Here is a 12,371-nt window from a genome sequence, read left to right as displayed (position 1 = left end):
ACCCGGTCGGCGCCGCCTCACTGTCTGCGCTCCAGGTTCTTTTTCGGGCAGGCTACCAATCCGTAGAGCGTGATCTCTGCTTCCTACGCTCAAAGGATAGGGACAGGTTGTCTATCTGATCAGGGAAGTCCAAAGAACGGGGAATGCTGTTCAAACAACAGGGGCCACCATATGCCAGCTCCACCTAACAGGATTTGCAAATCGTCTGGGACCCCACCCAGTTGCTCAGCGGGCCGCTCAAGTCCATGCCACGCCGCAATGCAGTCATCTCGGCCACGATGCTCATGGCGATTTCGGGAGGCGTGAGGGCCCCGAGGTTCAGCCCCACAGGACCGTGCAGGCGATCGGCTTCTTCTGGGCTAACGTCGAACTCCAGTAGGCGTTCGCGGCGCTTGGCGTTGTTTTGCAGCGAGCCAAGTGCGCCAACGTAAAACGCGGGGGTGCGCAGCGCCTCCATGAGCGCAAGGTCATCGAGCTTGGGGTCGTGGGTGACTGCGACCACGGCGCTGTTGTGGTCCAGGTGCATGGCCAGCACCAGGTCGTCGGGCATCGTGGTGGACAGCGTCACGCCAACCACGGACTCCCAGCCTTCGTGGTATTCCGTGCGCGGCTCGCAGACGGTGACCTGGTAGTCGAGCATGACGGCCATGCTTGCCAGGTAACGCGACAGCTGGCCGCCGCCGATGATGAGCAGGCGTAGGCGCGGACCGTGCACGGTGGTGAGCGTGGCGCCGTCGAAGCCGACGCGGTCACCCTCTAGGGCGGGCTCGTGGCGCACCAGGCCGGTGGCCATGTCGAGCCTGCGCTGCACACGCTTGTGGTTCTGGATGCTGCTCAGCAGTTCGCGCAATTGCGATTGCGGCGAGAGCGGCTCCAGCACGATCTGCACCGTGCCACCGCAGGGCAGGCCGAAGCGGCGCGCCTCCTCGGCCGTCTCGCCGTAGGTGGTGGTTTCGGGCCGGCGCAGTGCCAGATCGCCGCGCGCCACGCGGCCGATCAGGTCGTCTTCGATGCAGCCGCCCGAGACCGATCCAGCCACCTGGCCGTCGTCGCGGATCACCATCAGCGAACCCGGCGGGCGCGGCGCCGAGCCCCAGGTGCGCACCACGGTGCCGAGCACCACGCGGTGGCCACGGCCTTGCCAGTCGAGGGCGGTGCGGATCACGTCGATGTCGATGCTGTTCATGGGGAATCGCTCCGTGCAAGGGGAAGGGGGTGGGGTGGCGTCGGGCGCCAACCGGTCGCGAGCAGCGCGAGAAGGGCAGCGCCGCCGATGAGGCTGTAAGCCAGTTGCTGGGCCCATGGGCCGGTCGTGGGGCTGAGCCAGCCCACGGCGAGCAGCAGCGCCGGTCCACACAAGGACCAACCAGCGACAGCGAGAGGCGAGGGAGGGAACGCTTCGGACCGATGCCGCCCCGCGTGCACCGACCAGGCCAGCGCCAGCAGGCCCATGCCCACCAGCCCATGGGTGGCACCCGTGCCGGCGAGCAACACGCCCGCACCCAATGCCAGCAGCGCGAGCGGCAGGCGCTCGGCCCACGGTGCGCTCAGGTGGCGCGGCACCAGGTCGAGGCGGGTGAGAACTGGCAGCGCCGCCATGGCGCCCAGATGCACCATGACCGCGGTGGCCGGCGACCAGCCTGCGGCGCTGCACCAGGCATTGTTCAGCCACAGCGTGCCCATCATCAGGCCCATCGCCGTGGCCGGCAGGGCGCTGGCAGCGGAGGGAGCGGCGTCTGGCGCGTTGGGCACCGTGGGCGGGCGGCCCAGCGCCGCCGCGAGCAGCAGCACCACCGACGCGGCCCACAGGCTGTGCATCGCTGGCAGTGCGCCGGTGGTGCACAGCGCGGTGAGCGCCGCGGCCAGCAGCGGCGGCCCGCCCGACCAGCTGCGGCGGCACGCGCCGCGCGCCACCGGCACGTCCAGCGAGGCCGACCACGCGGCCCACACGGTGGCGAGCACCAGCAGAGCCACGTGGCCGGTGGCGGCGGGTTGCCATTGGCCCACGAGCAGCGCACCCAGCGCCGTGGTGGCGCCCAGCAGGGGGGCAACCGTTGGCGCGAGCCGCGCGGGCAGGCCGGCCTGGGCGAACAGCAGCCGCAGCGCCCACCACAGCGCCACAGGCAGCACGCCGCTGGCCACCGACCAGCCCAGTCGCTGACCCTGTGCGCCCAGCCACACCCAGCCCATGAGCAGCGCGGTCCAGCGGGCCAGCGCGAGGGCCTCGGGGGGCAAGTGAATCCTAGACATGGCTGTAGCCGTGCAGCTGGTCGGAGCCCGCCACCGCGTGCACGCTGGCATTGAACGAGACGATGATACGGTCGGCTTCGCCGTCGTACGGCATGGCCTGGTGGGGCAGCCACGACGGGAACACCACCAGCTGGCCGGGCACCGGCTCGATGTCGATGTGGGCTGACTGCAGGTAGGCGTTGCCGAAGTCCATGTGGGCGCCGCCCAGGTGGTTGAAGTGTGGGCCGTAGAAGCGCGTCACGCCGTTGGTGGCGCCCAGCAGCGGATGGGCTTGGCGCTGTGTCACTTCGTCAATCTGCACACAGTACACGCCCGACCACGAACAGTTGCCGTGCGTGTGCACGTCGTGGTGGCTACCCCGGTTGGCGATCTGGAACCAGAGGCCGCGCAAGGCGATCTGCAGGCCTGGCGCGGCCTCGGGCCAGGCGCCCTGATTGGCGAGCGCGACGGTCTGGCGCAGGCCATCCACGGTGAATTTCACCAACGCTTCCCATTCGGGGAGCCGGATGCGCTGCAGCAGGTCGTCGCGGCTGGCGTAGAAGGCCGCCGCCGGATCGGCGCGCTCGTCGCTCGCGCGCAGGGCGCGGAACACGCGCACCAGCAGCGGGTTGATGTCGTGTGCCTGCGCGAAGCGATGCACGCCCAGCGGCGTGGACCAGAGCGGGAGCAGCGGATCCGGGGTCATGGACTCAGGTGGCTCAGGCTTCGGTCAGCAGGTCTTTGGGCCACAGGAGCCGGTGACCGGTGCGGGCGGCCAGGGCCTCGATGTCCTCCGGGATGTCCACGTCGGTGCGGTAGCGCTGGTTGCTGCTGGCCCAGCGGTGCACGGCCTGCGGGTTCGCCGACTGCCACTGCCTGCAGCCGACGCTGGCTAGGCCCGCAAGGATCTGCTCTCGCACGCTCTGGCTCAACATCACCGGGTTGCCCGGCAGGCCGTCCACCGTGGGCTGGACCACTTCGGTGCCTTCGGGCCGCTTCTTGTACGCACCGATCAGGTCGTTGATGTCTTGCGAGTTGATCAGCGGCTGGTCGGCCAGCGCGACCAGCACACTGTCGATCTTGCCGGTCAGCGCCTGCAGGCCCAGCCGCAGCGACGATACCTGGCCCGCGTCCGGGTCCAGGTTGCGCACCAGCGTGACCGGGAAGTCGCGCACCTCGGGTTCGATGCGCTCGGCGTGGTGCCCCAGCACCACCACCAGCTCGTCCACGCCCGCGCCCGAGAGCGCGATCAGCTGGCGCCGGATCAGCGGAACGCCGCCCAGCTCCAGCAGGCACTTGGGTTTGTTGCCCATGCGCGATGCCGAACCGGCCGCGAGCAGCACCGCGCCCACCACCACGCGGCTGTACAGACCGCCGCCGCCCTTCAGGATGCATCCCACGTCAGCTACCTCCACAACAAGACTTCGTGGCCACCACCGGCGGGGCCGCTTCGCTGACCGATTCTGCTTCCGCAGGCTTGGCCGCACCGCCGCCGCAGCAGCTGCCCATTTCCATGGGTGGCAGATCGAGCTTGAACTTCGGCGCCGGCTTCGCTGCCTCTGGGGTGGCGGCGGCACGCGCAGGCCGACCGCGCCGCGCCGCGACCACGGTCGCCAGCACCGCCAGCGCGATCTCTTCCGGCGTCTGCGCGCCGATGGGCTCGCCCGCGGGGGCCACGATGGCGGCCACCTGCGCCGGGTCTTCGCCCGCGCTGATCAGGCTCTGGCGCAGCACGTTGGCCTTGCGTTCGCTGGCCACGAACCACAGCGTCGGCGGCTTCAGCGCCAGCGCGGCCCTGAGGGCCTGCAGGTCGCGCCGTCCCTGGGTGGCCACCACCACCAAGCCGCCGTCCAGCAGGGCCTGCACGACCGAGTCGGCGCTGTCGCTGCCGATCACACGCGCCGCGTCGGGGAAGTCGCCAGCCTGCGCGCCCTCGGCCACCAGCACCGTCTGCAGGCCGATGCGCGGCGCCAGCCCGGTCAGCGCGCGCGCCACCGGCGAGTCGCCGAACACCACCAGCTGAGGGGCCGGCAGCACCGGGTCGATGAACAGCTCCAGCGTGCCACCCGAGTGGCAGGCCATACCGAACTCCAGCACGTCACCCAGCGTGCGCTCGGCGGTCTCGTCGGTGGGCGCAATGCGGATGCTCTGCGGCTGGCCGCTGGCCAGGGCCTGGCGCACGGTCTTGACCACCGCCGGTTGCGCGCAGCCGCCGCCGATCCAGCCGTGGATCTGGCCGTCGGCGGTGACCAGCGCCTTGTCGCCCGCCTTGGCTGAGGTGGGCGCCTGCGCGCGCAGCACGGTCACGAGTGCAAACGCGCGGTCTTCGGCCTGCAGCCGGGCGGCGTCGGCGATCCATTGGTTGCGGTTCATGGCGTGTCTCCTGTGGGTGTGTTTCTAGTGCAGCACCGGCCGCGCCGCAACCAGGTCGGCGAGGCTGGCCAGCGGCACGAAGCGGTGGATGTGTTCGCGGGCGTTCCGAACCGCGGCCGCGGCGGGCGCCTGGCGCGTGGGGTGGAACCAGGTGATGCGCGCGCCGTGGCCACGCAGGGCGCGCAGCGCGTCGGCCAGGTGTTCGGGTGCGTCGGTGTCGAAGCCGTCGGACATCACCCACACGCGCGCGCCGCGCCGCAGCTGGGCGCGGGCGTGCACACGGGCGAAGTCCTGCAGGCTGGCGGCGATGCGGGTGCCGGCGCCGAAACCGGCGGTCACGGCGTTGATCTTTTCTTGCACCGTGGCCGAGTCGCGCTGCATCAGCGGCGTGACCTCGGCCAGCCGGGTGTGGAACACGAACACGCGGGCCTGGGCCTCCAGCGCGAAGGCGCGTGCGATGCGCAGGAACAGCGCGGCATGGCTCTCCATCGAGCGGCTCACGTCGGCCAATATGAACAGGCGCGGTGGCTCCACGCGCTTGACCTGCCAGGCCGGCGCCAGCGGCTCGCCGCCCCAGGCCACGCTGCGGCGCAGGGTCTGGCGCAGGTCCAGCCGCTGGCCGGGGTGGGCGTTGCGCCAGCGGCGTGTCGGCAGTGGTCGCAGCTGCGCAGTGATCTGGCGCGCCAGGCGCTGCAGGGCGCCCAGCTCTTGCGGCAGCCACATCTGGCCGTCGCGCTGGTGCAGGGCTTCCAGCTGGGGCTCGCTGCGGCTGGCGCCGCCCATGGCACGCGGCGTGCCGGCCTCGCTGTCGCCCGCGCCCGCGTGTGGCGCATCGGCGGCGGTCTGGGGTGCGGCTTTGGCGGCGGTGGGCGGTGGCTGCGCGGCGTGGTCCATCTGCTCGTGCATCTGCTGCACGGCCTGGCGCAGGTCGCGCTGTGGTCGCGTCTGCCCACTCACGCGCACCTGGCCTCGCAGGCGCTCGGGGTGCCAGTAGCGGGCAAAGAGGTCGGGCCAGAGCCGCCATTCGCGTGCGCTGTGGCAGGCGATGGCGCGCCAGGCCGCGTTCAGGCGCGGGCCGTTCGGTCCACCCAGCACCATTGCCGCCTGCAGCATGGCCTGCTGCTCGGCCACGCCCACGCTCAGCCCGTGGTCGCGCAGCAGTGCCGCGAAACCGGCGAGGGTTTCGCTGGGGGCAAGCGCGGGCGTGGTGTTCATGAGGCGGCCGCGTTGGCCGGGGCTTTTTCGGCCACGCCCACCGTGCGCCGGCCCTCGATCAGTTGGCGCGCGCGATCGGCGCCGAGGCCGAAGCGGTCTTCCCGCGTCTTGAGCAGGCAGCCCAGCGTGGTCAGCAGCACCGCCATGTCCTCGGGCAGCGTGTGGTGGTGCATGCGGTGCAGCGCGTTGACCCAGTCCAGCGTCTCGGCGATACCGGGGATCTTGGACAAATCTTCATTGCGCAGCCGCTGCACGAACTGCACCGCGTCTTCGACCAGCCGGGTGTCGGCCTCGGGCAGGGCGGTTTTCACGATGGCGATCTCGCGCGCCAGCGTGGGGTAGTCGAGGTGGTGGTACAGGCAGCGGCGACGCAGCGCGTCCGAGAGTTCGCGCGTGCCGTTGCTGGTGAGGATGACGCGCGGGATGTGAAGCGCGCGCAGCGTGCCGATCTCGGGCACGGTGATCTGGTAGTCGGCCAGCACTTCGAGCAGGAAGGCCTCGAAGGCCTCGTCGGCGCGGTCGATCTCGTCGATCAGCAGCACGCAGGGGCCGTCCTGGCTGATGGCCTTGAGCAGCGGGCGCTCCAGCAGGAACTCGCGGCTGAACACGTCGGCCTCTTTCACCGTGCCGGGCTGGCCGTCGTGCAGGCGGATCGCCATCAGCTGTCGACCATAGTTCCACTCGTAGGCCGCCTGCGCCAGATCCAGGCCCTCGAAACACTGCAGGCGCACGAGCACCGCGCCCTGGGCCTCGGCGAGTGCCGTGGCCAGCGCTGTCTTGCCCACGCCCGCGTCGCCTTCCAGCAGCAAGGGCCGCTGCAACTCGCCCGCTAACCACACCGTGGTGGCGAGGTCGGCGTCAGCGAGGTAACCCACCTGCTGCAGCTGCTCGCGCAGCTGGCGGTCACCCGGTGCAGCCGGCGTTTGCATGCTCAAGCCTTCTTGCCAAAGAGACCCTGCCACCAGTTTTTGATGAGCGCCCAAACGATGGCCAGTCCGTTGATCTCCTGCGCCACCGGCGGGGCGGGACGGGGTGGCGCCGCGGCCACCGTGAGGGGCGTGGCTTGTTCGGGAGCGCCACCGAACGCCACCGCAGCGTCCTCGGCGATCTCCACCGAGGCCGGCGCGGGCAGCGCCAGCGCCGCCTGGCGGAAGTTCTCGACGAACTGCACCAGGATCATCTCGGACACCTGCACCATCATGCGGCCGCCGAACTGAGCGAACTTGCCGTTGACGATGACCGAGGCGTCGCCGTGCAGCACGCTGTGCGCCGGGTTGGCCGGGTCGGCTTCGATCACCGCGATCAGGTCCATCGAGGCGGACGAACCGCCCTTGTCGGCGCCCTTGCCGCGCAGCACCATCTTGCGGTCGGCCTCGCTTTGTTCCAGCACGTCCACCGTGCCGCCGAACTGGGCCACCGCCGGGCCCACCTTCACCTTCACGCCGCCCTTGTACGAGGTGTCGGACAGCTGCTCGGTGAGCTCTGCACCGGGCATGCAGCCGGCCACCGCCTTGAGGTCGGCGAGGATGGCCCAGGCGCGGGCCGGGTCCACGTCGAGGGGGTAGCGTTTGTCGAGTTTGACTTCCATGTCGGAGTACCTATGTTGAATCAGGAATCAGTGGATCGCCACACCGGAGCTCGAGACGCAGCGCCTGAGCACGCGCCAGCCCAGGGCGCCGTGGATCGGGCTTTGCCCGGCCGCCAGCGCCGCCCCCTTGAGGGGGTCGCGCGCAGCGCGGCGGGGGTGGTTCACAGATTCAAACCTCTTGCCTTGAGTTCTTTCCACACCCGGAACGCGTTGTGCGGCATGTCCATGTGCGTCATGCCCTGGTGCGAAAACGCATCCACGATGGCCGAGGTGAAGGTCGGAATGCTCCCCACGTGCGGCGACTCGGCCACGCCCTTGGCACCCAGCGGATGGTGTGGCGAGGGCGTCACCGTGTGGTCGGTTTCCCAGTGCGGCGTTTCCACGAAGGTGGGCAGGAAGTAGTCCATCAGCGTGTTGCCGAGCAGGTTGCCCTGCGCGTCGAACGGCATCTGCTGGCCCATGGCCACCGCGAAACCTTCGGTCAGGCCGCCGTGGATCTGGCCCTCGATGATCATCGGGTTGATGCGGGTGCCGCAGTCGTCGAGCGCGTAGAAGCGGCGGACCTTGGTCTCGCCGGTGGCTCGGTCGATGTCGACCACGCAGAGGTAGATGCCGAACGGGAAGGTGAAGTTCGGCGGGTCGTAGTAGTGCACTGCTTCCAGGCCAGGCTCCAGCCCGGCGGGCGGCTGGTGGTAGGCCTGCCAGGCCACGTCGGCCATGGTCTTGAACTTGCTGTCGTCGCCCTTGACCTTGAAGCGGTCCACTTCCCAGTCGAGGTCGTTCTCGTTCACCTCCAGCATGTGGGCCGCGATCTTGCGCGCCTTCGCGTGGATCTTGCGCGCGGCCAGTGCGATGGCGGCGCCGGCCACCGGCGTGGAGCGTGAGCCGTAGGTGCCCAGGCCGTAGGGCGCGGTACTGGTGTCGCCTTCTTCGACCTGGATCACCTCGCTGGGAATGCCAAGCTCGGTGGCGATGATCTGCGCGTAGGTGGTCTGGTGACCCTGGCCCTGCGTGATCGTGCCCATGCGGGCGATGGCCGAGCCGGTCGGGTGGATGCGGATCTCGCAGGAGTCGAACATGCCCACGCCCAGGATGTCGCACATCTTGCTCGGGCCCGCGCCCACCACCTCGGTGAAGGTGACGAGGCCGATGCCCATCAGCGTGGGGCTGTTCGGGTCGGCGCGCTTGGCGGCCTGCTCTGCGCGCAGGCCCTTGTAGTCCACGGCCGCCAGCACCTTGTCGAGCGCGGTCTGGTAGTCGCCGCTGTCGAACTCAAATCCGAAGGCGCTGGTGTAGGGGAACTGCTCTTTCTTGATGAAGTTCTTGGCGCGGATCTCGGCCTTGTCCATGTTCAGCTTCTGCGCCAGCACATCGACCATGCGCTCGACCAGGTAGACCGCTTCCGTCACGCGGAAGCTGCAGCGGTAGGCCACGCCACCGGGCGCCTTGTTGGTGTAGACACCCTTGACCGAACAGTGCGCGGCCGGGATGTCGTAGCTGCCGGAGACGATGTGGAACATGCCGGCCGGGAACTTGGTCGGATCGGCGCAGGCGTCGAACGCGCCGTGGTCGGCCACCACGTTCACGCGCAGGCCGGTGATCTTGCCGTCGGCGGTGGCGGCGATCTCGCCGTCCATGTGGTAGTCGCGGGCAAAGGCGGTGGACGAGATGTTTTCGATGCGGTCCTCGACCCATTTCACCGGACGGCCGAGCACGATGCTGGAGACGATCGCGCACACATAGCCGGGGTAGATGCCGACCTTGTTGCCGAAGCCGCCGCCGATGTCGGGGCTGACGATGCGCACCTTGCTCTCCGGAATGCCCGAGAGCATGGACACCACCGTGCGCACCACGTGCGGCGCCTGCGAGGTGATGTAGGTGGTGAGCTCACCCTTGATCGGGTCGAAGCTGGCCACGCAGCCGCAGGTTTCCAGCGGGCAGGGGTGCACGCGCGGGTAGTACATGTGCTGGCTCACCTTGACCGCCGCGTTGTCGAACGCCGCGTCGGCCGCGGCCTTGTCGCCCGCGTCCCAGGTGAAGATGTGGTTGTGGTGCTCGCGCGGGCCGTGCGCGCCGCTGGTCTTGCCGGCCAAGTCTTCGCGCAGCACCGGGGCGTCGGGCAACAGCGCGGCGTAGGGGTCGAGCACCACAGGCAGCTCGTCGTATTCGACCTCCACGGCCTCCACCGCGTCGGCGGCGATGTAGCGGTCGTCGGCGATCACGATGGCCACTTCCTGCATCTGGAAGTGCACCTTTTCGTCGGCCAGCACGGCGGCCACGTCGCCCGCGAGTGTGGGCATCCAGTGCAGCTTGAGTGGCTTCAGGTCGTCGGCGGTGAGCACGGCGTGCACACCGGGGATCGCCAGGGCTTTCTCTTTGTTGATCCTGACGATGCGTCCGTGGGCGATCGGTGAGCGCACGATGTCCATGTGCAGCATGCCCGCCATCTTGATGTCGTCGACGTAGTTGCCCTTGCCCTGGATGAATCGGGCGTCTTCCTTGCGCAGGCGCGAGACGCCCATGCCAGCCAGGGCGAGTTCACGGGCTTCGGCGGTTTGTACCGGTGCATTCATGTGGGGTTCTCCTGATCAGGCCGTGACGGGTTCTTGCAGCTTCTTGGCGGCGTATTGCACCGCCTTGACGATGTTCTGGTAACCCGTGCAGCGGCACAGGTTGCCGGCCATGCCGTGGCGGATCTCTTCTTCGTTGGGGTTGGGGTTTTCCTGCAGGAAGCGGTAGGCGCGCATCAGCATGCCGGGAGTGCAGAAGCCGCACTGCAGACCGTGCTCTTTGTAAAAGCCTTCCTGCACGGCGTGCAGCACGCCCTTGTTGGCCAGGCCTTCCACCGTCAGCACTTCGGAGCCGTTGCACTGCACCGCCAGGTGGGTGCAGCTCTTGACGGACTGGCCGTCGATGTCGACCGTGCAGGCGCCGCAGTGACTGGTTTCGCAGCCGATGTGGGCGCCGGTGAGGTTGAGTTCTTCGCGCAGGAAGTGGATCAGCAGGGTGCGCGGCTCGACCGCTTTTTCCTGCGCCTTGCCGTTGACGTGGACGGTGATGAGTTTTTTGGCCATGGGGTTGTCTCCTGTGTTTATGCGCAACGGGCCCAGGCCTTGGCCAGGGCGCGCTTGACCATTTCGCCGGCCATGGCGGTCTTGTATTCGATGTCGCCGCGCAGGTCTTCGGCGGGGTCGCAGATGGCGGTGGCCTCGTCTGCGGCGGCCTGCAGCGTGGCGGCGTTGACCGGCTGGCCGAGCAAGACGGCTTCGGCGGCCTCGGCGCGCAGCGCGGTGGGAGCCACGTTGGTCAGCGCGATGCGCACGTGGCTCACGGTGTTGCCGCTCTTGCGCATGACCACCGCACAGCCGGCCGTGGCCCAGTCGCCGGTCTTGCGCTTGAGTTTTTCGTAAGCGTATCCCGTGCCCTGCGCGAAGGCCGGGGCGTGGATCTCGCACATGACCTCGTTCTCTTCCAGCAGCGTCATGTAGGTGCCGAGGAAAAAGCCGTCGGCGGGCACGGTGCGGCGGCCGCTCGGGCCTTCGAGCACGAAGGACGCTTCGATGGCGATGGAGAGGGCGGGGTGGTCGTTGCCCGGATCGCCGTGGGCGATGTCGCCGCCGATGGTGCCGCGGTTGCGCACCTGCGGGTCGGCGATCAGCTTGGCGGCCTCGGCCAGCAGCGGCAGCTTGGCCTGGATCACTGGGGAATTGATCAGCTCGTTCTCCGTGGTCATGGCGCCGATCACCACGGTGCCGCCGGCTTCGCGGATGCCGCGCAGTTCGGGGATGCGGTTGATGTCGATCAGGTGCGCCGGTTCGGCAAAGCGCAGCTTCATCATGGGCAGCAGGCTGTGGCCGCCGGCCAGCAACTTGGCCTCGGAGCCGAGCTGGCCCAGCAGGGCCACGGCCTCGCCGACCGACTTGGGCGCGTGGTACTCGAAACGCGGTGGAATCATGCTTGTCTCCTCTTGATGGGGTGGCGCGATTGACATTTGTCAACGACAACCCAGTCTGGGGGAGAACCGTATCCCGACAACAAAGTCGGGTTATTAACTCATCGGTTCACAAAATGACTTGTTTTCCGCTCGAACCGCACGCTGCGTTGCACGAAACGCTCAGATCAAGCGCGTCTGGCCTGGCAATCCGGGTAAGTCCCAGGGTGCTGAAACCAGCTTGATTCAGTACCTGGTCAGTAGACCCAGGGCTTCTCGCAGCCGAGCTACCTCGCCGCGCGCCACGGGGATCGGCTCGCGGTGTTTGCCTTTGAGCACGACCTGCGTCTTGCTGCCCTCACGTCCCAGCTCGGCCACTGCCTGCAGGTTGACGATGAAGCAACGGTGCACGCGCATGAACTGCGCCGGGTCCAGGCGCGCTTGCAGGTCGCCGATGCTGAGGTTGCAGAAGTGAAAACCGTCGCGCGCGTGCACGCGGGTGTAGTGCGCCTGCGATTCGAGGCAGAGCACGTCGGCGGTGTCCACAAACGCCACCTTGTGGTTCGCGACCATGGGGATGCGGTTGAGCCGTAGGTTCACGGGCGCCGGCAGCTCGGCCGTGACCGGCGCCTCTTGACTCACGACCTGGGTCACGTCGTAGAACACCAGCACAAAGCCGGTGGTCGCGCCCAGGTGGTCGCCCAGCCGCGTCACCTTGATCAGCAACACCTGTTCGGGGATGTTGATGATCATGGTCATGGGCGTGGAACTGGCGACCGGGCAGCCCGAGGCCTGGTCGAGCAGGAAGTCGACCTTGGGTTTGGATCGTTCGGGGTGGAACGAGGTCACCAGCTTGTCGAACGGCTGCTTCTCCCCCACTGGCAGCACCTTGCGGGCGAAATCGTTCATTGCCACCACGTTGCGTTCGGCGTTGAGGTGGATCACGCCGACTTCAAATCTCTCAAACAGATACAGGGGCGAATTGTTCGCGACCTGGGCTTCCATCAGCAGTCTCCTGGCCACTCGTACTAGAGT

At 68.5% G+C, this 12,371-nt stretch carries 12 protein-coding genes; all 12 read right to left on the bottom strand.

Annotated features, from left to right (window positions below; genetic code table 11):
- Window positions 1-184: 184 nt before the first annotated feature.
- The gene (locus Q0C59_RS15205; protein WP_291216895.1) at window positions 185-1,186 is read right to left on the bottom strand and encodes an XdhC family protein; all 1,002 of its coding nucleotides are present in this window, start codon (window positions 1,184-1,186) and stop codon (window positions 185-187) included.
- Complete coding sequence (locus Q0C59_RS15200) at window positions 1,183-2,250, bottom strand: hypothetical protein (RefSeq protein ID WP_291216892.1); 1,068 nt, start codon at window positions 2,248-2,250, stop codon at window positions 1,183-1,185. The genes Q0C59_RS15205 and Q0C59_RS15200 overlap by 4 nt, the downstream gene beginning before the upstream one ends.
- Window positions 2,243-2,935: a TIGR02466 family protein gene (locus tag Q0C59_RS15195; RefSeq protein WP_291216889.1), complete on the bottom strand. Its 693-nt coding sequence runs from the start codon at window positions 2,933-2,935 to the stop codon at window positions 2,243-2,245. Before Q0C59_RS15195 ends, Q0C59_RS15200 begins: the two co-directional genes overlap by 8 nt.
- Before the next feature lie 13 nt (window positions 2,936-2,948).
- On the bottom strand, window positions 2,949-3,629 hold the full coding sequence (locus Q0C59_RS15190; protein WP_291216886.1) for a nucleotidyltransferase family protein: 681 nt from the start codon (window positions 3,627-3,629) through the stop codon (window positions 2,949-2,951).
- A 1-nt stretch (window position 3,630) separates the two neighbouring features.
- Window positions 3,631-4,602: an XdhC family protein gene (locus Q0C59_RS15185; RefSeq protein WP_291216883.1), complete on the bottom strand. Its 972-nt coding sequence runs from the start codon at window positions 4,600-4,602 to the stop codon at window positions 3,631-3,633.
- 24 nt (window positions 4,603-4,626) lie between these two features.
- Complete coding sequence (locus tag Q0C59_RS15180; protein WP_291216881.1) at window positions 4,627-5,817, bottom strand: VWA domain-containing protein; 1,191 nt, start codon at window positions 5,815-5,817, stop codon at window positions 4,627-4,629.
- Window positions 5,814-6,746: a MoxR family ATPase gene (locus Q0C59_RS15175; RefSeq protein WP_291216878.1), complete on the bottom strand. Its 933-nt coding sequence runs from the start codon at window positions 6,744-6,746 to the stop codon at window positions 5,814-5,816. Before Q0C59_RS15175 ends, Q0C59_RS15180 begins: the two co-directional genes overlap by 4 nt.
- Window positions 6,747-6,748: 2 nt before the next feature.
- Window positions 6,749-7,405, bottom strand: a complete 657-nt coding sequence (locus Q0C59_RS15170; protein ID WP_291216877.1) for an SRPBCC family protein — start codon at window positions 7,403-7,405, stop codon at window positions 6,749-6,751.
- 161 nt (window positions 7,406-7,566) lie between these two features.
- Window positions 7,567-9,978, bottom strand: a complete 2,412-nt coding sequence (locus Q0C59_RS15165; RefSeq protein WP_291216874.1) for an aerobic carbon-monoxide dehydrogenase large subunit — start codon at window positions 9,976-9,978, stop codon at window positions 7,567-7,569.
- 15 nt (window positions 9,979-9,993) lie between these two features.
- Window positions 9,994-10,479, bottom strand: coding sequence for a (2Fe-2S)-binding protein (locus tag Q0C59_RS15160; protein WP_291216871.1), 486 nt, complete (start codon window positions 10,477-10,479; stop codon window positions 9,994-9,996).
- A 17-nt stretch (window positions 10,480-10,496) separates the two neighbouring features.
- Complete coding sequence (locus Q0C59_RS15155; protein WP_291216868.1) at window positions 10,497-11,360, bottom strand: xanthine dehydrogenase family protein subunit M; 864 nt, start codon at window positions 11,358-11,360, stop codon at window positions 10,497-10,499.
- Between the two features lie 222 nt (window positions 11,361-11,582).
- Window positions 11,583-12,341: a LytTR family transcriptional regulator gene (locus tag Q0C59_RS15150; RefSeq protein ID WP_291216866.1), complete on the bottom strand. Its 759-nt coding sequence runs from the start codon at window positions 12,339-12,341 to the stop codon at window positions 11,583-11,585.
- Window positions 12,342-12,371: the final 30 nt, after the last annotated feature.

The sequence above is a fragment of the Hydrogenophaga sp. genome (assembly GCF_022844385.1).
In the GTDB taxonomy this organism is placed as follows: domain Bacteria; phylum Pseudomonadota; class Gammaproteobacteria; order Burkholderiales; family Burkholderiaceae_C; genus Hydrogenophaga.
This window is presented reverse-complemented; position numbering and strand designations above follow the sequence as displayed.